The organism is Streptomyces sp. ITFR-6 (assembly GCF_031844725.1).
Lineage (GTDB): Bacteria > Actinomycetota > Actinomycetes > Streptomycetales > Streptomycetaceae > Streptomyces.
Window position 1 is genome coordinate 6,047,654 of the sequence record NZ_CP134612.1, and the last position, 21,697, is coordinate 6,069,350.

A 21,697-nucleotide genomic window follows, 5' to 3' on the forward strand; every position below is an offset into this window, starting at 1 on the left:
AGCTGCACGGCTCAGAGCCGGATGGCGGACCATCGAGGCCGCTGCGGCAGCCCTCACCGATCACGGACAACAGCTCCTTGACGAAAGCCAGTTCAGCGTGTCAGCCCGGACATGGCGTCGCTGGGAGGGCGACCGTCCGGGATGGCCGGCCGAGGAGACCGCGATCGTTCTGCACGACGCGCTCGGCCGGTGGCCCGAGGAACTCGGGTTCACCACACCGCCGGGCTGGATCCGGCCCGAGCACCGCGAAGAGGCACAGGTGCACCGCCAGGCGTTCGTCTCCGTCACCGCTGCCGCGCTCGTCGCGGGGCCCGTCGCACCGCAGCATGTCGACCCTGCCCTGATCGACTACTTCCAGCAGCAGTTGGAAGGGCACTACCGGGCGGACATGTGCCTCGGACCGCACGACCTGATCGGCACCGTGTCCGCGCAGTACCAGCTGATCGACAAGCTGGTCCGGTCAGCGAATGGGGAGACGCGCCGCGGTCTTCTCCGGGTCGGTGCGGCCTACGCCGCGCTCGTCGGCTGGCTGTACCAGGACGCCGGCGACATGGACGCCGCCGTCTTCTGGCGGGGGGTGACGCAGGAGATCGCCATGCGGTCCCGGGATCCGCACCTCATCGCGTACTCCCTGGTGAATCAGGCGCAGGTTCGGACCGACCTTGGCGACGGGCGTGCGGTCGCCGACCTCTGTGAGGCCGCGCTCGATGACGCCGACCACCTTGTGCCCAAGGTGCGGATCATGGCCATGCAACAACAGGCGCACGGCGTCAGCCTCACCGGGGAACGGATCCTCGTCGACCGGCTCATCGACCAGGCCGGCCAGTTGCTCCCACGCGTGGACGATGACCTGCCGTGGGGCAACGCCTGCCGCAGGACGCCCGGCTACCTCGAAGTTCAGCGCGCCACCTGCTACGGGCGCCTCGGCCTCGGCGCAGAAGCCGGGGCCCTGTGGACGCAGGTGCTGGCCATCGTGCCCGAGACGGCGCGTCGGGACCGCGGGGTGTACATGGCCCGGCAGGCGACAGCGGCCGCGGCCGCGCGGGAGCCGGACCGGGCGGTGGAGATCGCGCGAGTGGTGGCGACGATCGCGGTCGAGACGCGCTCGGCGAGGATGCGGCGGGAACTCGTCACCCTGGAGCGCGCGATGCGCCCGTGGCAGGATGCCCCGGTCGGCCGGGACTTGGCCGAGATTCTGGAGCCTGTGACCGTGGGGAGCTGAGCGTGGCCAAGGGATCGGTGCCGCTGACGGACAGTGCGATTGAGGGGAGGCTGCTGGAGTTGCGCGGGTGGTCGCGGGTGGGCGACGAGATCACCCGATCGTTCCGCATCCGGTATCACGGAGGTGTCGCGATGATCGTGCACGTTGCTGATGTTGAGCGGCTCGTTGGTCACCACGCAGACATCGACCTGCGGTGGGGTCGCGTGCGGTTCGGGATCACCACCCACGATGCCGGCCACAAGCTGACCGACGCGGACTTCGACCTGGCCGCGCGCATCGACCGGATTGCCGCAGCCCACGGGGCAGAGCCAGTGACCGAGTAGCGCCCCCCCCGGGAGCATCTCCGGCACATTGTCAGTTGGTGGTCGTACCGTCCGGCCCGAAGTCCTGCCAAACGCACCGTCGGGCTCTGTCGGCCGGACCAACGCCGACGAGCAGAAGACGGTTGCCACCGTGTGCCTGATCCTGACCCGCCCGCTACCTCGCTGAGCGCGCCAGTGGCCGCGTCATCGACCCGCCCGGCTGGGGAGCTCTTCGCCCGACGCCTTGGTGAGCGGCACACCACGCAGGCTGAGCAGCGCCAGCCCGGCGCATCCGCAGACGAGTGCGATGTCGGCCACGTTGCCCACGAAAGCGCCGTAGTCGATGAAGTCCACGATGTGCCCGCGGCCGAATCCGGGCCGACGGAAGAGCCCGTCACCGAGGTAAGACACCGCGCCGCCGAGCAGTGCGCCCAGCGCGAGGGCCCACCCGTGGCAGGCCGGCCAGGCGGGCGGCGTAGAGGATGGCGACCACCACGTTCGCCGCCAGGGCGAACACCCATGTGGCGCCGGAGCCGATGGAGAAAGCGGCGCCGACGTTGTACAGAAGCCGGAAATGGATCAGGCTGGGGATCACGGTGACGCTCATGCCGCCGGACAGCGCGGAGGCCGCTCAGAACTTGGTGAGTTGGTCCACGAGCAGGACCGCCGCCAGCATGAGCGTTACGCGGTACAACCATGCCGAACTTCGGCCCAACCGCATCATTCATGAACTCCGCCTCGTGTGGTCATCGTCCGCGTTCGAGGTGGTCAGTCGTCCAGCTCGCTGGTCTGCGGGGTGCGAGCCGTCGCGACGATCCGTTCCAGGGCCGCGGCGTGGCGCCGGAACTCCTTCCGGCCGTCAGGTGTGAGCCGTACCAGGGTGCGGCGCCCGCCGACGCGCTTGTCCTTGCGGACCTCGACGTAGCCTCTGGCCGCGAGTGAGGAAAGGTGCTTGGAGAGCGCGGAGTCGCTGGTGGGGATCGCGTCCCGCAGGAACCCGAACTCCGCCCAGCTCGTCGGCGCCAGCAGCGCGACGATCGTGAGGCGCGCGGGGACGTGCAGGAACTCGTTGAAGCCATCGTCCATCAGCGATGCTCGCCCCCGCCGCGTCCAAGCTGTGCGCGTGCCACGACCACGGCCCCCCACTTGTGTGCGATCAGTACACCCGCCACGCACAGAGGCACGGCCGCCACCACGTGCGGGGCCCTTACGCCCACAGCGCTCGCGACGTCCGACAGCACGCGGAACAGTCCCACCAGCCCTAGGTGTACTGCTCTGTGAGGTTGGGACGCGGCTGGCGGGTGGTTGGCCCTTGAGCGCGGTGTGTCCGCGGTGGTGAGTGTAGGTGTGCAGCCATTGCGGGTAGGCGTCCCGTCGCTCGGCCTCGGTTCGGTAGAGCTTTGCGTATGCCCATTCCTCCAGCAGGGTCCGGTTGAACCGCTCGACCTTTCCGTTCGTCCGGGGCCGGTAGGGGCGGGTGCGTTGGTGTGAAATGCTTTGCTCTGTAGGGGAGTTGCGCCATAGGTGCTACTTGTAGCAGGCGCCGTTGTCGGTGAGGACCCGCTGGACGGTGATCCCGGCTGCGGTGAAGTAGGCGTGGGCACGCTGCCAGAATCCGACGGCGGTTTCCTTCTTCTCATCGGTGAGGATCTCGCTGTAGGCGAGTCGGGAGTGGTCGTCGACGGCGTTGTGCAGAAGGCTCATGCCGGCCTTCGCCCGGTTCTTGCGGCCTGCTTGGCGGCCGAGGGCCTTGTGGCCGCCGCCGTCGGGGATGTTGCCGAGCTTCTTGATGTCGACGTGGACCAGGTCGCCGGGGGCGGCGTGCCCGTAGCGCCGGATCACCCTGCCGGTCACTCGGTCCAGGTGGGCCAGTCGGGCCAGTTCGTAGCGAGTCAGGACGCGGTGCGCGGTCGCCGGGTTCAACCCGGGCAGGTAGGCGATGCGGGCCGGTCCCCAGCGGCGCGGAACCCGGACCTTGATGATCCGCCACTCGGTGCGGGTCGGTGTCCGGCGCGGGCCGCGGTGGGGCCGGGAGGAGCGGTCGGCCATCCCGGCCTCACCCAGTGCGCGGTAGCGGGCCGCCCACCGCTGAGCCGTCGTGGGCGAGACCTGGAAGCGCTCGGCGGCCCGCCGCAGGGGCCAGCCGTCCTCGACCACACAGCGTGCCAGACGCAGACGTCCGGTCTCGGTCAGGGGTGCATGACGGTGGGGCATGAGGGCCTTCTGGTCGTTCGTGGAGATGCCACAATCCACACCGAACCCGGAAGGCCCTCACTCGTTCGAGATCCCCAAGCCGTGGGACCCGTCACCAACCTCCATGGATAGAACACCTAGCCCGGCCGCTTCCCCGTGGAGGGCGTCCTTGCTGGTGAGGGGTATGCGGACGGGTGCGTTGCGCAGGTAGACCGCGATCATGCCCGCTGCCCATAGCAGGGAGGGGAAAAGCACCGCCCCGCCCCATGGGTTCGGCAGGTCGTAGGAGGCGAACGCCGCGAACACGAGCAGCGCCTCGGCGAGAAGGCAGAGCCAGGACATTCCGTATCGCACGTGCTCGGCGTGGGCCTGTCCGCCTCGGCGTCGAATGTCGTCCAGCGCGTCCCGCACATCGTGGAATGTCATGCGGCTTCCCGCCCTCACCCGGCACATGCATTTTCCTCACAGGAAAGTACCAGGTGCTTTCCTGTGAGGGAACAGCGAGGACGTCTCGGCCGAAGCGTCGACACGCTCCGTGCCGACGAACACGATCGCGACCGCTCAGGTCAACTGCCGGAACCAGCGCAGCACTTCCTCTGTCCCCTTCACGTTCGACCCCAAATGCCGCGACTCCGTGTAGTCGACCGCCCCCAGGTCCACCACCTTCGGCTCCACGCCCATGCTCCGCATCGACTCCGCGCAGTGCGCCGTGTTGGCGGTGGTCGCCTGTTCGTCGCCGCTCGCCATGTACAGCCGGACCGGCACCCGAGGCGTCCAGTCCCGGCACACGCTGTCCGTCTCCCGCAGGGCGTCCGCGAGGCCGCCCCGGGGGTGGGCCAACAGGTCCAGGCCGTACGAAGTGAGCAGTTCCTCCAGTGAGTCGGGTGTGCCCCGGTAGAGATCGGCTCCGGTGTGCTCGCCGTCGAAGAGCGCTTCGACCGTGGGGTCCTCGAAGACCTCGCGGGGGTCGTCGTACACCCGATGGACGCGGTTGAAGGCGACCAGTGTGTACGCCGCGTAGATCACGCTCGACTTCCGGTCCAGCTCCGCCGCGAGCAGCGCGGGGAGCTCTGCTCCTCCGAAGTCGTACGCGCCGCTGATGGGCGCGAGCGCGCCGAGCCTGAAGTACCGGTCGTCGCCGACCTGCAGGGCCCGGCCGAGCCCGAGGGCGGCGGATGCTCCCTGCGAGAAGCCGGTGACCAGGACCTTCCGGTCGAGGGGGTGGAAGGCGCGGGCCGCCCGGAGCAGGTCGAGGGAGGCGGTCGTCTCGGACGGGACGTGCATCCAGGGATGCGGACCCGGCCCCGTGCCCAGGCCGAGGTAGTCGGGCGCCACGGCGGCGAACCCGGCCGAGGCGTAGGCGACGGGTGGGCCGGTCAGGAAAGTGCCGCGTTGCACCGAGGGTGCGTCGCCGCGCTGGCTGCTGGTGCCGTGCGCGAAGGAAACGGCACGCAGGCGGTTTTCCCGCCCGCGTGGCAGGACTAGCAGACCGCTGGCCGTCGTGGGCTGTCCCTGCGGGTCGATCGTCCGGTAGGTAAGGCGGTACGCGTCCACCCCGTGCCGCGCCTGTGAGGCGTCGAACCCCGACCTCGTCAGCTCGGCGGTGACGGCTTCGCGGGTTTTCAGGGTGTAGAGCCGCTCGGTGTGGACCAGGGTGCCGCGGCCGTCTTGGTTCTGGGCGTGCGCGACGGGCAGGTGGGCCGGTGCAACGGTCGCACCCGTGGCTCCGGCCGCGGCGCCGATGAGCAGGACAGTGCAGGCCGCTGCGGTGGTGAGGCGTCGGCGGATGGGCATCAAAGGCTCCTCAAGGTGATTCGGAAGCAGATGCGTTGACTCTCCCCTCTGGAATCACCGCACGCACTGGTGCAGCCCCCCCGGATCGGGCGGGGGACAACCTCCGCTCTGCCTTCGGGGGCCGGGATGCGCGCGCCTGTGTGTTCGCGCAGGCGCGGGGGAACCACGCGGGGGAACCAGGAGTACGCGGCATCACCGGCCGGCCGGGACCTGGCCGGGATTCCGGTGCCTGTGACCGAGGGGAACAGAGCACCGGACGTCGGTGCTCCGCGTCAGGCCGTGCCGCGTCTCGTGCCGCGCAGGCGGTGCCAGGCGCGTACGACGGAGGCCAGTCCGGTGCGCTTGGCGCCGGGTGTGTCGGAGCTCCAGTTCCGGGCTGTTGCCGTGAACGTCTCCGGCGGGGGCGCTTCTCCGCCCGGTTGCCGCGTCTGCGTCTGCGCCGCCCGTGCGGAGTGGCGCAGGTCGTGCGGGGCGATCGTGTCGAGCTTCGCACGGGCGTGGCTGAGCAGGGTGGCGCAGGCGTCTGTGATCGCGGCTTCCCCCAGTGGGCGCGCGGGGATGTCCAGGTCCTCGGTCAGGCACTGTCGCAGGGCTGCCGTCAGGTCCCGCAGGCAGATGTCGCGGATCGTCAGGGACGGGTGGGCCGAGAGTCCGGCTTCGCCCACCGCGCGGTGGGCGAAGCCGCGCGGTATGTAGAGCACGTTGCCGGGTTTCGGTACGCCGCGCAGGAGTTGGGGGGAGTCCTCGTCGTCCGGGAGTTCGCCCAGCGACCAGTCCGCGGTCGTCGGCGCGCCGTGGACGTACCAGGTCTTGCGTCCGGCCACCTGAAGGGCGAACACGTCGGCGTCGTTGCGGTGGATCGCGAGGCCCTGGCCGTCGGCGGGGGTGACGAAGAAGAACGCCTCCACGCGCCGGTCCAGTTCGCCGGACAGCCGGGCCACCAGGTCCGCGGTGGGGCGGTGCCACTGGTCGACGTGGCGCAGGAGCAGCGTCGCCCCGGCGCGCAGGAGGCCGACGACCTTCGCGCGGTCGGCGAAGCCGTGGTGCGTCGCGCCGTTGACCACGCGTGACGTCGTGTACGCCTCGGTCGGGACGGTGACCTTGTTGGAGCGGACCATCTCCAGGTAGGGGGTCCGCAGCAGCCCGGAGTCGAAGGCGGCGTCCAACTCATCGAGGTCGAACGGCGAGGCGAGTGTCTCCGGCGTGAAGACCGCGGGCTTGTGCTGCCACTGGTGGCTGCTGAAACTCTCGACGTCACCGACCCAGTCGGCCAGCGTGGGCGATTCCATGGCGTTCCCGTGGGGTCAGGGCGGTCAGGGCGGTCAGGGTGCGGTGACGTCACGTCCCGGATTCCGCGTTGAACCGCACCGAGAGCAGGGAGCGCAGCGGGACGTTCGTCCCCTGCTTCGGGCCGCGGATGGCGAGCCGGTTGTCGAGAGCGACGGTCAGCAGACGTTCGGCCAGGGGGACGACCAGGTGCTTGGCCCAGCAGCGGGCGCCGTCGAACCCGAACGGCATGTACGCGGGCGTCTTCTCGGGATCCGGCACCCCGGCCCACCGCTCGGGCCGGAACCTCATCGGCTCCGGCCAGTAGTCCGGGTGACGGTGCATCAGGAGCGGGAACAGTGCGACGTTGTCCTCGCGTCGGATCTCGGGGTGCAGGCCGGTGTACGCGTCCCCGCCCGTCCGGTACAGCATCCACGCGGGCGGCAGCAGCCGTAGCGTCTCCCGCAGAATCGCGGTGAGGTCCGCGCGGGCCGCAGCACCCTGCTCCCGCCCGGCCGGGCCCATGAGCCACAGCGCGTTGCCGGTCAGCGCGGCCACCCCGTCGCAGAGGGTGGCGGTCGCGCGACGGTACATGGCGATGGCCTGCCCGCGCTCCTGGGCGTCGGAGGCGCTGCGGATCTGCTCGGCCAGCGTGGTACGTCCATGCCCGTCACCGCCGGGATCCGGCCATACGGTGACGGCGCGGTCGACGATCCGGGAGAGCGCGGGGGAGTGCGTGATGCCGCGCTTCGACAGCAGGGAGACCGGCAGCGGGTCGGACGCGAAGAGCCACTGGCGCAGGTAGGAGGTGGCGGCGTAGAGCCAGGGGCTGTTCAGCCCGCGTGCCGGAGGCGGCGGGGTGCGGATGCCCGCCATGACGTCCTGCCCCAGAGCGCGGATCGTCCGTGTCGCACTGTCATGGGGGATCTCGGCTCCGGCCGCCGGCTTGTAGACCGAGCGCTCCGACGACAGGACAGGACGCGCCGCGACGACTTCACTGATCAGGTCCCGGTGGGAGACGCCGACCGTGGTCGCGTCGATCCGGAAGACCTTCTCTTCTCTGGCCAGCAGGTCCTGAATTCGTGGGGCGTACACAATGGAATGGCCGCGATCCGATGCCGCTGCCGTTTCTTCCACGAGAATCACACCTCCATGAAATGGCAATCAAATGGATTGCTCGCGGCGGGCGGGAATCCCGGCCCGTGAACGGGCCGGAGAAGTGCTCGGACGGCGGCGGGGGAAGTGGTGTGGCCGCTTCCCCCGCCGGCGTAGCTGTACTAGATGACGTGCAGGACCCACGCGTGGTTGGCGAGGTCCTCGTCCTTCTTGAACTTCCGTGCAAGCGCCTTGATCTTCTTCATGACTACTCCATTTCCAGGATTGCGGACGCGCCCGAAAGTGCGCCCGTGCCATAATCGAAAGGGGCTGTCTTCCCCCACTGGGGGAGTGCCACCGTTTCATTTCCCGCTCACGTTCCCCTAACGTTTCACTAACTTCGAAGGGGTGGGTGGCGCAACAGGTCCGCCGCGCGCGGTGCGCATCCGTGAGCCGCAACTGGGCTGCGGGGCGCGGCCGTTCCTCCCTGACGGTCAGCCTTAGGCCCTGGGGCCGGCCGTCCAGGACGTCGCCGGTGAGAAATCGGCCGACGTGGTCTTCGGTGGCGGCGTAGTCCGTGGCGGCCATGCGTGCGCGGGCCGGGGCCGGCGACAGGGCGAGATGCGCTGCGGAGCGGCAAGAGCCCAGGTGCCACACGGTCGAGCGGCATGGTGCGCGCTCCGCCACGGTGCGCCTTCACCTCGCGGACACACCTTCCCCACTGACATGAACATGTGATTTTTCGCTAACGAGGTAACCACGTGGCGGACTTGACAGAGTCTCATGATCGTCCGGTGATACGCTCGCGTGCACATGCCACGTGAGCTTTCGCCTTGGCATGGCTACAGCCAGGGGGGCTCTCCGGGCGGTGACGTCTGCCCACAGCCGAGGGTCCGCTTGGACAGATTTCGAGAGCTGGACTCCAGCCGCTCAATAGAGAGTCACATGACGAATTTTTGGCAGGATCCGACAGTCTGGGCGCTTGCCGTCGGCGTCGCTGTCGCCGCCACGGTAATCACTCGCCAGCGAAAAACGATCAAGGCGCTACGTCGTCAAAAGCAGGGCTTTCAAGGTGATCTGACCGCTTCGCAGGGCAGGGCGGCCGACCTTGAGTCCACCGTCGACGAGCTGCGCAGCGGCTACGACGAGGTGGTCCGCCAGGCCAAGGAAGAGGCGGAGGAGGCCACAAACACCGTACTGAAGTCGGCCATGCGGACCCTTCAGGGTCTCGCCGCGGAGCAGCAGCGGGCCATTTCGGGTCTGCAGAAGAAGTACGGCGACTCGGCCGTTTTGCGGGACATGTTGGACATCGACCACATGAACTCGCAATTCAACCGGCGTGCGCAGTCCATCGCGGTGCTGTGCGGTGGATGGCTCGGCCGGCAGCGGGTGGCCGCGTCGGTCTATGACGTGATCCGCGGAGCGCAGGGCCGTATCCGGCACTACCAGCGCATCGAAATCGCCTCACGGGTCGATTTCGCGGTGACCAGCCGTGCCGTCGAACCGATCGCGCTGACGGTGGCCGAGCTGCTCGACAACGCGACCAGCTATTCCGAGCCGTCCACCATGGTCGAGGTCGAGGTGCGGACGGTGCCCCGGGGCATCTGCATCGTGATCGACGACGCCGGTGTCGGCATGAGCGAGGAAGAACGGACGAACGCCACCGCTCTGCTTTCCAGCGGGACCGCGGTGAGCGTTTCGGAGCTCGGCAACCCTCCCGCGTTCGGTTTCGCGGTGATCGGTGCCCTGTGTGCGCGGTTCGGGTTCACGGTCGCCATCGACAGCACCTCTCCCTACGGCGGTGTCCGCGCGGTGGTGATGGTGCCGAAGGAGTTGTTGACCGAGATGCCCGAGCCCCAGACGCCCAGTTCCACCCAAGAAGTCAATGTCGCTGCCGCGAACCGCGGTTCGGCTCCTGCGGCGACAGAGGGCGGGCTGCCCCGTCGACGGAACAAGCGCGGCATGGCGCTCGTGCCGGACGGCGGCCGCAGGTCTGATGAAGCGCCGCCGGCCCGGTCAGCAGAGGCACGGGTGGCGGCCATGGGCGCGTTTCAGCGTGGCACTCTCAGCGGCCGAGGTGCGGGGGTACCGGCCGCCGAAGGTGATACCTCTGCCGATTCACACGAAGGATTCGATGCCCCGTGAGCGATGACCTGTCCTGGATGCTTGAGGACGCGCTGCAGATTCCGCATGCTCTCCACGCGGTTCTGATATCTGCCGACGGCCTCCAGATGTCCCGTACCGCGGAGATCGACAGGGGTGATGCCGACAAGGTGGCCGCCGCCGTCTCCGGGCTGCAGTCGCTCAGCCGGGCCGTCAGCTTCTTCTGCGGTGAGCACGGAGCGAACTGGCGCCAGACCCTCATCGAGTTCGACGGGGGCTGGGTGTTCCTGAACGCTGCGGGCGGCGGCAGCTACCTCGCCGTCGCGGCGTCGGCCGAGGTCGACATGCAGGACATCACGTACCGGATGCAGCAGCTGGTCAGCCGACTGGGCAAGGCGATGTCGACCGGCCTCCGCGGCGACACGGTCACCTCATGACAGAACCCGGCCGTTCCGAGCTCGAGTTCGTGTCCGAGGCCGGAGAACTGGTCCGGCCCTATGTCATCACCCGTGGCCGTGACCTGCCCGATGAGGACGAGTTCGCCCTCATCACTCTCGTTACGACGGCCACCGACGAGCAGCAGCGCCCCCAGCGGCTCTCGCCCGAGGAGCAGCAGATTCTGGAGATGTGCTCCAGTGGCTACCTCTCGGTCGCGGAGATCGCCGCGCACTCCCAGTTGCCGCTCGGGGTGGTCAAGGTGCTGCTCAGTTCCCTCGCCGAGGGGGGCTATCTCGTGACCCGGGCGCCGGTGCCCTCGGCCCGTCCCACCAACAAGGCCTTGCTTAAGGAGGTGCTCGATGGCCTCAAGGCTCTCACTGTCTGAGGATGCCTACGTGTCCAGCGGCGCACAGCAGACTGCGGTGAAAATCCTGGTCGTCGGGCATTTCGCCGTCGGCAAGACCACCCTGATCGGCTCACTTTCCGAGATCACGCCGTTGTCCACAGAGGAGCGGATGACGACGCTCTCGGAGCGCGTCGACGACCTCAAGGGGGTTCAGGGGAAGACCACCACCACCGTCGCCCTGGACTTCGGCCGGCTGACGCTGAGCGAGCGCATCGTTCTGTATCTGTTCGGCTCCCCCGGACAACAGCGCTTCGTGAGCCTGTGGGACGACACGGCCCGCGGAGCGCTGGGCGCCCTGGTCCTGGTGGACCCCGAGCGCCTGGCCGACTCCTTCGACGTCATGGATCTGGTCGAGAGCTACGGCCTCGATTTCGCCGTGGCCATCAATCACTTCGAGGGCAGCACGGTCCACACCCCGGAGGCAGTCCGGGAGGCACTCGACCTGCTGCCCGACACCCCCGTCGTCACCATCGACGCACGCGACGAGAAGTCGTCCGTCGACGCCCTGATCACCTTGGTCCGCTATCTGCACGAGCGCGCCGACCTGGAGCACGCATGACAACCCCCTCTGTACCTCCGCCCGGCTGCCCCGCACACGGCAGCGGGCAGCGAATACCCCTGGACAGCGCGGAGTTCGCTGCCAATCCGCACGCGTACTACCGCTACATGCGCGAGCTCGGCCCCACCGCTCCGGTCACCATCGCCCCCGGCGTGGAGGCGACGCTGGTGACCGATTACAACGCGGCTCTGGAACTGCTGCAGGATTCGACGACCTTCCGCAAGGACTCACGCCGCTGGCGTGCCCTGGCCGAGGACCGCATCCGCCCCGACAGCCCGGTGCTGCCGCTGCTGGCCTACCGGCCGAACGCGATGTTCACCGACGGCGCCGAGCATGTGCGGCTGCGGCAGGCCATCACCGACTCCTTCGCCCGCGTCAGCAACAAGCGGCTGAACCGGATCGTCAGCCAGGCGGCCCAGTTCCTGATCAACCAGTTCAGCGCCCGCGGCAGCGCCGACCTGCTCCGCGACTACGCCCAGCAGCTCCCGCTGTACGTGTTCAACGACCTGTTCGGCTGCCCGGCAGAGATCGGCGACCGGGTGCTGTTCGGCATCGCCGGCATGTTCGACGGAGTCAACGCCGAGGCGGCCAGCCAGGTCCTGCTCGGAGCGGTCAGCGAGCTGGTGACGCTCAAGCGCGCCCAGCCAGGGGAGGACATCACCTCCTACCTGATGCAGCATCCGGCGCAGCTGAACGACGAGGAGCTGGCGCACACGCTGGTGTTGCTCCTCGGTGCGGGCGGCGAGCCGGAGGGCAACCTGATCGGCAACGCCTTCTACACGATGCTGACCAACGAGGAGTTCGCGCGCCTGGGGCAGTTCGACAAGGCTGTGGACGACACCCTGTGGCGCAATGCGCCGATGTCCAACTACGCGCCCCATTACCCGGTGGTCGACACGGACGTGGCCGGCGACAAGGTGCGCGCCGGTGACCTGGTGCTGGTGTCCTTCGGCGCCGCCAACACGGCGCTCGCGGACCGCGGTGCCGACACCCGCGGTCACCTCGCCTGGAGCGCGGGCCCGCACGCCTGCCCGTCGAAGGAGCCGGCCAGGCTGATCGCCCTGACGGGCCTGGAGACGCTGTTCAACGCCCTGCCCGACGTTGAACTCGCCGTCCCCGCGGACAGCCTCGCCTGGCGGCCCGGCCCCTTCAACCGGGCCCTGGCCTCCCTGCCGGTCCGGTTCAGCGCGGTCACCCCGCGCGCCGCGGCCGCACCCGAGCCGACGGACGGGCCCCGCTACCCGGCACCCCCCGCCGCCGTACCCGGGCCCGCGGCGCCGCAGCCTGTCGGCAAGGCGGGGCGGTGGAGCAGCTTCAAGAAGTGGCTGACGGGCCAGTAGCCCACACCCCCTGTCATGCATGTGACACAGGCAGTTGATGTGGTCTGCATGAATGATCAACTTCCTGGGTAGGACGGCGCGGAGTGTCTGGAGTGACACAAGATGAAGGAGAGGCAATGGATCGCGCAAGCATCTCCGCGCCCCCATCCGCAAGCGCCCGACCGGGCCCACAGCGCACCACCCCCAGCAGACGGAGCCCGTACGGGGGCGGCGACCCCGACCAGCCGCAGGACCGAATACCCGCTGCTCCCGGCAGCGGACCGGTCCTCGTCTCCTCCCTTGCCGGCGGAGCGCGTCCCCGTACTCCCGCACCGTCCCGACGCGTTACGCGCCACGACGTGCGAGGCGCACGATGACCTCCCGCCCGGACCCCGGCATACCGGCGACCAGCCCCGGTGAGACGACGCTCGGCGGCCACGTACTCGGTCAACTGCGGCGTCTGGGCGCCCGGGTTGGCCTGAGCGAGGCGGACACCGAGCTGTACGGACAGGTCCTGATCGAGTCCCTCGCGGACACCGCCCACCGGCCGCTGTCCCTGCCGCCGGCCTCGCCCACCTTCCTCTCCGACGACCACAGCCCCGTCGAGTTCTCCCTCGCCAGCGCCCCGGACGCCGCCCCGGCCCTGCGCGTGCTCGTGGACCCCGGGTGGGCCCACGGCGACATGGTCGACAGCGGCCGCGCCGGGCTTGAGGTCATCCGCGCGATGGGCGCCCGCTGGGGCTTCGCCACCGACCAACTGGACGCAGTCGCGGACCTGTTCTTCCCCGCCGCGGCCCAGGGCCCCCTGGCCCTGTGGTACGCGCTCGATCTGCGCGCCGGAGGGGTCCCCGGCGTCAAGGTCTACCTGAACCCCTCCGCCTCCGGCCCCGAGAACGCGGCCCGCACCGTGCGAGAGGCACTGCGGCGGCTCGGCTACGGCCAGGCCTTCGAGCGGCTGCCCCCGGCGGCCGGCTATCCGTTCCTCGCTCTGGACCTGGGCGCCTGGACGTCCCCCCGCGTCAAGGTCTACGTGCGAGACCCGCGCATGTCGGCCGATGACGCCTGTGCGCTCAGCCGCACCTCCGGAGCCGCAGCGGCCGACATCCGCTACTTCTTCCACGCGGCCGCGGGCTCCCTCGCGCCGTCCGAGCGCGGCGGAAGCGACAGCCTGCGACCGGTGCGGCGGCCGGCGATCACCTGCCACTCCTTCACCGAAGGCGACAGCAACCCGAGCGGCTTCACGCTCCACATTCCCGTCCGCGACTACGTGCGCGATGACGAAGAGGCCCTCGACCGCGCCACAGCCCTGCTGACCCGGGCCGGCATGGACCCCACCGTCCTGAAACGGAGTCTGGGAGCGCTCACGGAGCGAAGCCTCGCCGACGGCGTGGGGCTGATCGCCTACCTGGCCCTGGTGTACGAGCGCGGCCGGCCGCCCCGGCTCACCGTCTACCTGAGCTCCGAGGCCTACCGCGTCCGGCCGCCGCAGGAGCAGTACCCGCGGGGCAGCTGGATGCCCGCGCAGCACACCCGGAGCGTCCTGGACCTCGGGCCCCAGGCCGTCGGCCACGTCAGCCCGCACACCGCACAGAAGGAAGTCACATGGAGCCCTACCGCATCAAGGTCGTAGAACCTCTTGCTTTCACCACCCGGGAGCAGCGCGAGGCCGCGCTGAAGCGGGTCGCCTACAACCCCTTCGATCTGCGGGCCGACGAAGTCACCATCGACCTGTTGAGCGACTCCGGGACCGGTGCCATCTCCGCGGACCAGCTCGCCGCAGGAATGCAGGGCGACGAGTCCTACGCCGGCAGCCGCTCCTTCTACCGGTGGCACGAGGTCGTCTCCGAACTCACCGGCTACCCCCACATCCTGCCGGCCCACCAAGGCCGCGCGGCCGAGCGCGTCCTCTTCTCCTCGCTGCTGCGGCCCGGCACGAGTGTGCTGTCCAACACGCACTTCGACACCACCCGCGCCAACGTCGAACTGACTGGCTGCACGGCGTACGACCTGCCCTGCGCCGAGGCGAAGGACCTCGACAGCGACTTTCCGTTCAAGGGCAACATCGACCTGATCGCCCTCGAACAGGCCCTGGAGAACGCGGACCGGACGCCCGTCGGGGCCGTGCTGATGACCATCACCAACAACGGTGGCGGTGGCCAGCCGGTCAGCATGGAAAATCTGCACCGCACCGCCGAACTGTGCCGCCGCCACAGTGTGCCGATGATCCTCGACGCGGCCCGGTTCGCGGAGAACGCCTGGCTGGTGACCCAGCGCGAGCCCGGCTACGCCGACCGCACCCCGCGCCAGGTCGCAGAGGAGGCCTTCCGTCTCGCCGACGGCTGCGTCATGAGCGCGAAGAAGGACGGGATCGTCCACATCGGCGGCTTCATCGGCCTGAAGGACGCCGAACTCGCCGAGCGGTGCGGGGGCCTGCTCATCGCCACCGAAGGGTTCACCACCTACGGCGGTCTGTCCGGACGTGACCTCGACATGATGGCCCGCGGCCTCCTCGAAGTGACCGAGCCGGCCTACCTCGCGGAGCGTGCCGACATAGCCGCCCATCTCGCCGCACGGATCCGTGAGGCCGGCGTCGACATCGTGGAACCCGCCGGTCTGCACGCCCTCTACGTCAACGCCGGGCGCCTGCTGCCCCACATCCCGCCGCACCAGTACCCCGGCACGGCCCTCGTCTGCGAGCTCTACCTGCGCGGCGGCATCCGCTCGGCGGAGCTGGGGTCGCTGTACCTCGGTGAGGAGGACGAGCACGGCAACCCTGTCAAGACGGCGCCCTACGAACTCGTACGGCTGGCTCTCCCCCGACGGGTCTACACCCGCAGCCACTACGACCACGTCGCCGCCACCCTGGCGGACATCGCGAAGAATCCTGAATCGGTCCGCGGCTACCGGGTTACGGGCCAGTCCCCGATCCTCCGACACTTCAGCATCAAACTGGAGCCCGTGAAGTCCGGCGACTGATCAGCACGCTCCGTTCGTCACGACGCGAGCCCAGGAAAGGCCCCGCCCCGGTGAGGGGAGGGGCCTTCTTCCACAGTTCCCCCGGTACGCGGCAGCCGGGGACAGATCGCGCAACGGGCGGCTGTTAGCGTCGGGATCATGAACGACAGCGTGTACGTGGGCAACGCGGGCGAGGACGCGGCACTGGACCGGGGGTGGCTGCTCGGCCACTTCAAGGACGCCGGGGATCCTCGTCACAGCGAGGCCCTGGAGATCAAATGGGGTGTCCACCCGCGTGGTGACGAGCGGGCGCAGTGGGTGCGGGGTGAGGAGCGGACCGCTCTGCTGGTGCTCATCAGCGGTCGCTTCCATGTCCGGCTTCCTGGACGCGACGTGGTCCTGGAGCAGCAGGGCGACTACGTCGTCTGGGGCCGGGGCGTCGACCACTCCTGGTTCGCGGAGGAGGAGTCGGTGGTGCTGACGGTGCGGTGGCCGTCCGTCCCCGGCTATGCCGTGACACCGGATTAGGGCCGGGCGGACCCGGGTAGCCTGGCCGCCTGTTCGCGGTGCTGAAGGGCTGGACCAGGCGTTGGGCGAGGGGCTGGAAGTGGACGGCGAAGGGCGGCCTGCCGCGTGCCTCGCCGCCGCCGGTCAGGAGTACCGGCCGGACGCCGCGTCGCCCCTGCGGATACCGGCCTTCCGCCGCTTCCTGTTGGCCCACCTCGTCTCCGCGACGGGGTCGGCCATGGCGCCCGTGGCGCTCGCGTTCGCCGTGATCGGTCATGGTGGCGGCGCACAGTCGCTCGGGATCGTGCTCACCGCGAACACCGTGCCGACCCTGGTCCTGCTCCTCCTGGGCGGCGTGCTCGCGGACCGGATGTCCCGCAGCCGCATCCTCTTCCTCGGGAACCTCGGGGCCGGGCTGGCGCAGGCGGCGGTCTGCGTGCTGGTGGCGACCGGTACGGCGACGACGCTCGCGATCAGTGTCTGCGCCTGCCTCTCCGGGGCGTCGGCCGCGTTCATCGCGCCCGCCGCCCAGGGAATCGCGACCCGGCTCGTGGCGAAGGAGCAGCTCCAGCAGGCCAACGCGCTGGTCCGGGTGCCCGGGAACGCGGTCAGGATCGTCGGTCCGGTCGTCGGTGGATTCGTCGTGGCGCTGGCGGGCCCCGCCTGGGCGCTCGGGTGGGACGCGAGCACGTTCGCCGTCGCGGCCCTTCTCCTGCTCGGGCTCCGGCTCTCGGGTGGGGTCCCGTCCGGGGGCGGTGTGGTGAGCGATCTGCGGGCCGGCTGGGCCGGGTTCCGCTCGCGGAGCTGGCTGTGGAGCTACACCGTGGCCGGAACCGCGGTCGTGGCGGCCTGGCTGGCCGGGTTCCAGCTCCTCGGGCCACTGGTGGCGGCCGACAGCTACGCGGGCGCCCGCTCATGGGGGCTGGTGCAGGGCGCCTTCGCCGCCGGGCTCCTCGCGGGTACGTTCCTCTGCCTGGCCTGGAAGCCGCGACGGCTGATGCTGGTCTGTGTGGCGACCGGCGCGGGCATCCTGCTGCCCCTGGCCGCCCTGGGGCTGGAACTGCCCGTCGTCTGCGTGCTCCTGGCCGCCGTCGTCGCCGGAATCGGGCTGGACGTGGCGATCGTCTCCTGGTCCACGGTCATGCAACAGCAAGTGCCGGACCAGGAGTTGGGGCGGCTCGGCGCGTTCAACGCCGTGGGTGAACGCGCCGCCATCCCGCTCGCGTACCTGCTGGTGGCGGTTGCCTCGAAGCACTGGACCAGTCAGCACATCCTGCTGGTGTGTGCGGCGGTCATCCTCGCCGCGACCCTGGCCAACGCGTGCGTGCGCGATGTGTACCGGATCAGGGCGGCGGATCGTGGAGGCCGGGCCCACCGCCCGTAACGACCTGTCGCCGGTGACGAAGCGCGGGCCTTCGTGGATCTGCCGCCGGATGCGATGCGGGCGGGCCCCTGCCGGATACGCCGGGAGCGGCTCGCGTGCGCGGATCCGGCGGCGGGTCGGTCGGTGCTGGAAGGCCGTCCGCCGGTCCGCCTCGGCGGGTACGAATTACGGCGGACCGCCGGGCGAGCGCGCCCGGCGGTTCCCGGCCGCCGCGGTCAGCGCCGCCAGAACAGCAGGTGGGTGACGCCGCTGGGGCTCGGCACCGTATCGAGGTGGTACCGGTCGAGCAGCTCGGTGTGGCTCTCCCAGAGCCGTTCGCCACGCCCCAGTTCGATGGGCGCCACGGCGATGTGCATCGTGTCGACGAGGTCGGCCTCAAGGAATTCGCGGATGGTGGCGACGCCGCCGCCGAGGCGTACGTCCTGGCCGTCGGCGGCCTCCTTCGCGCGGGCCAGTGCCTCCTCCGGTGTCGCGTCGAGGAAGTGGAAGGTGGTGTCGGCCAGGGTGAAGGAGGGACGCTCGTAATGGGTGAGCACGAAGACCGGTGTGTGGAAGGGCGGGGTGTCGCCCCACCAGCCCTTCCACTCGTGGTCCTCCCAAGGGCCGCGCTGGGGGCCGAACTTATTGCGTCCCATGATCTCCGCGCCCACGTTGCGGGTCTGTTCGCGGGTGAAGTAGTCGTCCAGGCCGCGCGTGCCGCCGGGCTCCGTGCGGTTCACCCAGCTCGCGGTGGGGCCCACCCAGGACATCAGGGTGGCGGGGTCGGCATGACCGAAGGGCCGCTCCAGGCTCTGGCCCTCACCGGCGCCGTATCCGTCCCGCGACACGGTGATGCAGTGCATCCTCAACATTTGTTGTGACATGAGTTCTCCTCCGGGCGTCGACGAGCCGGGCGTCGAGAGGCTGGGCGCCGACAAGCAACAGGCGGTGCGTCCGCCGACTGGCGGCAAACTGCAACCGGATGCGATGAGCAACCGGTTGCACAGTACTACGCTGGGAGCATGCCGCAACCAGTAGAGACGGGCCTGCTGCCCGTGCCGCCAGGAAAATCGGGCTGCCCGATCAACCTGACCGTCGAGCTGCTGGGCGACCGGTGGAGCCTGGTCGTGCTGCGGGATGTCATGTTCGGCGGCCACCGGCACTTCCGGGAGCTCCTCGCCCACTCGGTCGAGGGCATCGCGTCGAACATCCTGTCCGCCCGGCTGTCGAAGCTCGTGGGCGCCGGTCTGCTCACCCGGCACGACGATCCGAGCCACCGGCAGAAGATCGAGTACCGGCTCACCGAGGCGTCGATCCAGCTCGTTCCGCTCATGACACAACTGGGCGACTGGGGCTCCCGCTGGCTCCCGACCGTGCCCGAGCTGTCGATCCGCGCCCAGCTCCTCGCTCGCGGCGGCCCCGAAATGGGCGAGAGGTTCATGGACGAGCTCCGTGCCACGCACCTCGAAGGCCGTCCGCGGCGCACCGACGGCGTACTGGCCGAGCTCACCCTGGCCTACGAAAGTGCCCTCGCCGAGCGCGCCCTCGCCGAGAGCGCTGTCTCCGAAGGCTGAGCGAGCCTGGGCGGCGCAGGCGTCAGCGGCGGCCGGCGGGCCGGTCCAGCGCGTAGACCGTGACGGGGTTGCCGTTCAGCTCCTCCTGCCGGCGCGGCGCGAAGCCGAGGCGCTCGGCCACCTTCACCGATGGCGTGTTGCCCGGCCGGATGAGGGCGGTGAAGTAGTCGGCGTTCAGCGTGGCGAAGCCCCAGTCCAGGCACGCCCGAGCCGCCTCGGTCGCGTATCCGCACCCCCAGTGCTCCGCCCGGAAGGTCCAGCCCAGCTCGACTTCGTCGAACTGCTGCCAGTACTGCAGACCGCTCCGGCCGATGAACTCGCCGCTGGACCGGAGCTCCACCGCGCACAGGCCATGACCCCGCTCGGCCCACTGCCGCTCGATGCCGGCGAGCCGCTCCAGCGCCTGCTGACGGGAGTAGGCGCCGACGAACCGGTTGACCTCGGGATCGGCGTGGAGCTCGACGAAGGCGTCGGCGTCCGACGTCGCAAGGGGGCGCAGGGCGAGTCGCTCCGTCTCGATCATGTCCGCGAGCGTAGTTCCTGACATCGCCCCGGGGTACCCGGTCCCGGCCGGCCGCTTCACCCGTTCGGTCGCGCCCGGCTGGCCGCCCCCTCAGGTGCCGACCAGGGTCGGTCCGACGTGTAGTTCCACCGGCCGAGGAGTTCCCATGGCACAGTCAGCGCCCACACCGGGTGGTACGTCCCGTTCGCATGCCACAGAACCGGGGGGCGGCAGCCCCTGGGCGGCCGGCGGGACCATGTTCGCCGGAGTCCTGCTGATAGTCGACGGTGTGCTGGAGGCGATCAAGGGCATAGCCGGAATCGCCACCGACGACGTCTACACGCGGGTCAACAACTACGTCTTCAAGTTCAACGTGACGAGCTGGGGATGGATCCACCTGGCTCTCGGTATCCTCCTCTTCCTGGTCGGCTGGGGCATCCTCCGGGGCTTCGGCTGGGCGCGTGGGATCGGTGTTGGGCTCGCGGCGCTCAACATGATCGCCAACTTCATGTGGCTGCCCTACCAGCCGATCTGGGCCGTGGTCTCCCTCGCCATCGACACCTTCGTGATCTGGGCCCTGTGCACGGACCGCTCGAAGCCGGTCATCTGACAGTCGCCGGGCTCGGTTGGTAGCCTCCACCGATGACATTGATCTTGGAAGAAGCCGTCCGCGCCCGGCTGCGAGCCGCCAACATCTGGTACGTCGGCACCGTGTTCGCCGACGGAGCGCCGCAGGTCAGCCCGATGTGGATGGACCTGGAGGGGGACGGGGAGCTGACGTTCAACACCTCGGCGGGCCGGGTGAAGGAGGAGAACCTGCGCCGCGACCCACGCGTCTACCTCTTACACGCGGATCATGCGAACCCCTTCGACCGGGTGCAGATCAGCGGTGAGGTGGTCCGCTTCGTGGAGGGCCAGGAGGCGCACGACCGGATGGACCGGCTCGCCCGGAAGTACCTGGGCAGCGAGCGGTTCGAGTGGACCATGCCGGGGGAGCGGCGGATCGCGGTGATCGTTCGCCCGGTCAAGGTGCGGCACATCGTGGGGGTGGAGCCGTTCCGTCCCGGCGGCCCCGTGCCCGCTCCCTGACCGGCCGGCCCGAAGACCGGCCCACCGGGCGACGGGACGTTCTCACGTCTGCCCGGGACGTTCTCACGTCCGGCCGGGACGTTGTCAGTGGGGCGGTCCACACTTGATGTATGTGCCGCAGTATCAAGACCCTTCGCCCCCCGTCCCTCCCCGAAGAGGCCACGGAGGAGGACATCCGCGCCGCCGCCCTGCAGTTCGTGCGCAAGGTCTCCGGTTTCCGCGCCCCGGCCGCGCACAACAGGGAAGTCTTCGACCGCGCCGTCGACGAGATCGCCGCGTCGACCGCCGGACTGCTGGACGGTCTGGAAGTGCGGGGAGGTGTCAGGACGCCGTAGGGACCGAGCCCGGGACGGTGGCGGCAGCGGCCGCGGCGGCCGCCGCCGCGGGGCGCCGCATCAGCAGCGCGGCGAACGCGCCCGCGACGAACAGCGCGAGGACCGAGATCGCCGTGCCCAGCCAGCTCGCGCCGAGCCACTGCGCGCCGAAGTAGCCGAGCCCCACGCTGTAGCCGGCCCAGGCGACGCCCGCCACCGCGGACCACGGCAGGAATTCCTTCGCCGTGCGGTGCGAGGCGCCCGCGCCCAGGGAGACGACCGAGCGTCCGGCCGGGGCGAAGCGCGCGATGACGACGAGGACGCCGCCGCCCCGGTTGAGCGCGGCGCCGAGGCGTTCCTGCGCGGAGGTGAGACGTCGGGAGCGGGCGATGGCGGCGTCCAGACGGGTGCCACCGCGCCAGGCCAGCCGGTACGCGGCGAGGTCACCCAGCACAGAGGCGCTGGCCGCACAGAGGATCAGGGCCAGGAGCGAGGGAACCTCGGTGACGTGACGGGCGGCGCCCGCGGCGTCGGCGGCCACCGTGCTGGTACCCGCGGCGGCCGTGGCGGCGGTTATCACGAGGACACCGCTGGGCAGCACGGGAAGGAAGACGTCCAGAAGCACCGAGAGGGCGACCACCACGTAGATCCATGGGCTGCCGGTCAGCGCACCCACACTCTCCAGCACTTCTACTC

Annotated in this window: 25 protein-coding genes and 1 pseudogene; 15 read left to right on the forward strand and 11 right to left on the reverse strand. The window is 69.9% G+C overall.

Translation table 11 applies throughout. From position 1 onward, the window contains the following. The first annotated feature begins 97 nt into the window (after positions 1-97). Complete coding sequence (locus RLT59_RS27585) at positions 98-1,222, forward strand: NsdA family TPR-like regulatory protein (protein ID WP_311305877.1); 1,125 nt, start codon at positions 98-100, stop codon at positions 1,220-1,222. A 2-nt stretch (positions 1,223-1,224) separates the two neighbouring features. Next, a complete protein-coding gene (locus RLT59_RS27590) occupies positions 1,225-1,545 on the forward strand; it encodes a 4a-hydroxytetrahydrobiopterin dehydratase (protein WP_399126205.1) in 321 nt (106 codons plus the stop codon). Between the two features lie 183 nt (positions 1,546-1,728). Here the strand turns inward: RLT59_RS27590 and RLT59_RS27595 are convergent, their stop codons facing one another. The 8 genes and pseudogenes from RLT59_RS27595 to RLT59_RS27630 form a co-directional block, all read right to left on the reverse strand. Continuing rightward, positions 1,729-1,935, reverse strand: a complete 207-nt coding sequence (locus RLT59_RS27595; RefSeq protein ID WP_311305878.1) for a signal peptidase II — start codon at positions 1,933-1,935, stop codon at positions 1,729-1,731. After that, positions 1,919-2,131 carry a hypothetical protein gene (locus tag RLT59_RS27600; RefSeq protein ID WP_311305879.1) on the reverse strand — a complete coding sequence of 71 codons (213 nt, stop codon included), beginning with the start codon at positions 2,129-2,131 and terminating at the stop codon, positions 1,919-1,921. The genes RLT59_RS27595 and RLT59_RS27600 overlap by 17 nt, the downstream gene beginning before the upstream one ends. A 161-nt stretch (positions 2,132-2,292) precedes the next feature. Beyond that, positions 2,293-2,610, reverse strand: coding sequence for a winged helix-turn-helix domain-containing protein (locus RLT59_RS27605; RefSeq protein WP_311307880.1), 318 nt, complete (start codon positions 2,608-2,610; stop codon positions 2,293-2,295). Between the two features lie 201 nt (positions 2,611-2,811). After that, positions 2,812-3,738 (reverse strand): annotated as a pseudogene (locus RLT59_RS27610) (IS481 family transposase); the annotation flags it as partial. A gap of 57 nt (positions 3,739-3,795) precedes the next feature. After that, positions 3,796-4,143, reverse strand: coding sequence for a hypothetical protein (locus RLT59_RS27615; protein WP_311305880.1), 348 nt, complete (start codon positions 4,141-4,143; stop codon positions 3,796-3,798). Between the two features lie 135 nt (positions 4,144-4,278). Then, positions 4,279-5,511 carry an acetylxylan esterase family protein gene (locus RLT59_RS27620; RefSeq protein WP_311305881.1) on the reverse strand — a complete coding sequence of 411 codons (1,233 nt, stop codon included), beginning with the start codon at positions 5,509-5,511 and terminating at the stop codon, positions 4,279-4,281. 272 nt (positions 5,512-5,783) lie between these two features. Beyond that, the gene (locus tag RLT59_RS27625; protein WP_311305882.1) at positions 5,784-6,800 is read right to left on the reverse strand and encodes a JmjC domain-containing protein; all 1,017 of its coding nucleotides are present in this window, start codon (positions 6,798-6,800) and stop codon (positions 5,784-5,786) included. A gap of 49 nt (positions 6,801-6,849) precedes the next feature. Then, a complete protein-coding gene (locus tag RLT59_RS27630) occupies positions 6,850-7,872 on the reverse strand; it encodes a cytochrome P450 (RefSeq protein ID WP_311305883.1) in 1,023 nt (340 codons plus the stop codon). A 945-nt stretch (positions 7,873-8,817) separates the two neighbouring features. Between RLT59_RS27630 and RLT59_RS27635 the strand changes: the two genes are divergently transcribed. The 9 genes from RLT59_RS27635 (at position 8,818) to RLT59_RS27675 (ending at position 17,543) form a co-directional block, all read left to right on the forward strand. Next, positions 8,818-10,017 (forward strand): ATP-binding protein, encoded by a 1,200-nt coding sequence (locus RLT59_RS27635; RefSeq protein WP_311305884.1) that lies wholly within the window; start codon positions 8,818-8,820, stop codon positions 10,015-10,017. After that, positions 10,014-10,412: a roadblock/LC7 domain-containing protein gene (locus RLT59_RS27640; protein ID WP_018552722.1), complete on the forward strand. Its 399-nt coding sequence runs from the start codon at positions 10,014-10,016 to the stop codon at positions 10,410-10,412. The genes RLT59_RS27635 and RLT59_RS27640 overlap by 4 nt, the downstream gene beginning before the upstream one ends. Next, entirely contained in the window at positions 10,409-10,798 is a 390-nt protein-coding gene (locus RLT59_RS27645) for a DUF742 domain-containing protein (protein WP_311305885.1), read from the forward strand. The genes RLT59_RS27640 and RLT59_RS27645 overlap by 4 nt, the downstream gene beginning before the upstream one ends. Then, positions 10,773-11,378 carry a GTP-binding protein gene (locus RLT59_RS27650; RefSeq protein ID WP_311305886.1) on the forward strand — a complete coding sequence of 202 codons (606 nt, stop codon included), beginning with the start codon at positions 10,773-10,775 and terminating at the stop codon, positions 11,376-11,378. Before RLT59_RS27645 ends, RLT59_RS27650 begins: the two co-directional genes overlap by 26 nt. Then, positions 11,375-12,718 (forward strand): cytochrome P450, encoded by a 1,344-nt coding sequence (locus RLT59_RS27655; protein WP_311305887.1) that lies wholly within the window; start codon positions 11,375-11,377, stop codon positions 12,716-12,718. The genes RLT59_RS27650 and RLT59_RS27655 overlap by 4 nt, the downstream gene beginning before the upstream one ends. A gap of 352 nt (positions 12,719-13,070) precedes the next feature. Then, a complete protein-coding gene (locus RLT59_RS27660) occupies positions 13,071-14,327 on the forward strand; it encodes a tryptophan dimethylallyltransferase family protein (RefSeq protein ID WP_311305888.1) in 1,257 nt (418 codons plus the stop codon). Next, a complete protein-coding gene (locus RLT59_RS27665; RefSeq protein WP_311305889.1) occupies positions 14,300-15,673 on the forward strand; it encodes a tryptophanase in 1,374 nt (457 codons plus the stop codon). Before RLT59_RS27660 ends, RLT59_RS27665 begins: the two co-directional genes overlap by 28 nt. Before the next feature lie 138 nt (positions 15,674-15,811). After that, on the forward strand, positions 15,812-16,180 hold the full coding sequence (locus RLT59_RS27670; protein ID WP_311305890.1) for a cupin domain-containing protein: 369 nt from the start codon (positions 15,812-15,814) through the stop codon (positions 16,178-16,180). A 154-nt stretch (positions 16,181-16,334) separates the two neighbouring features. After that, entirely contained in the window at positions 16,335-17,543 is a 1,209-nt protein-coding gene (locus RLT59_RS27675) for an MFS transporter (RefSeq protein WP_311307881.1), read from the forward strand. Positions 17,544-17,758: 215 nt separating this feature from the next. On the opposite strand, the gene RLT59_RS27680 is transcribed toward RLT59_RS27675, so the two are convergent. Then, positions 17,759-18,406, reverse strand: coding sequence for a dihydrofolate reductase family protein (locus RLT59_RS27680; protein ID WP_311305891.1), 648 nt, complete (start codon positions 18,404-18,406; stop codon positions 17,759-17,761). Between the two features lie 138 nt (positions 18,407-18,544). Between RLT59_RS27680 and RLT59_RS27685 the strand changes: the two genes are divergently transcribed. After that, a complete protein-coding gene (locus RLT59_RS27685; RefSeq protein ID WP_311305892.1) occupies positions 18,545-19,096 on the forward strand; it encodes a winged helix-turn-helix transcriptional regulator in 552 nt (183 codons plus the stop codon). Positions 19,097-19,118: 22 nt separating this feature from the next. Here the strand turns inward: RLT59_RS27685 and RLT59_RS27690 are convergent, their stop codons facing one another. Next, entirely contained in the window at positions 19,119-19,619 is a 501-nt protein-coding gene (locus tag RLT59_RS27690; RefSeq protein ID WP_311305893.1) for a GNAT family N-acetyltransferase, read from the reverse strand. Between the two features lie 145 nt (positions 19,620-19,764). On the opposite strand from RLT59_RS27690, the gene RLT59_RS27695 reads away from it, so the two are divergent. The 3 genes from RLT59_RS27695 (at position 19,765) to RLT59_RS27705 (ending at position 21,022) form a co-directional block, all read left to right on the forward strand. Then, positions 19,765-20,208, forward strand: coding sequence for a DUF7144 family membrane protein (locus tag RLT59_RS27695; RefSeq protein WP_311305894.1), 444 nt, complete (start codon positions 19,765-19,767; stop codon positions 20,206-20,208). A 32-nt stretch (positions 20,209-20,240) separates the two neighbouring features. Next, entirely contained in the window at positions 20,241-20,687 is a 447-nt protein-coding gene (locus RLT59_RS27700) for a TIGR03618 family F420-dependent PPOX class oxidoreductase (protein ID WP_311305895.1), read from the forward strand. A gap of 110 nt (positions 20,688-20,797) precedes the next feature. After that, positions 20,798-21,022 (forward strand): DUF2277 domain-containing protein, encoded by a 225-nt coding sequence (locus tag RLT59_RS27705; protein ID WP_311305896.1) that lies wholly within the window; start codon positions 20,798-20,800, stop codon positions 21,020-21,022. Here the strand turns inward: RLT59_RS27705 and RLT59_RS27710 are convergent. After that, on the reverse strand, positions 21,009-21,689 hold the full coding sequence (locus RLT59_RS27710) for a DedA family protein (protein WP_311305897.1): 681 nt from the start codon (positions 21,687-21,689) through the stop codon (positions 21,009-21,011). The two genes, RLT59_RS27705 and RLT59_RS27710, sit on opposite strands and share 14 nt — an antisense overlap. Positions 21,690-21,697: the final 8 nt, after the last annotated feature.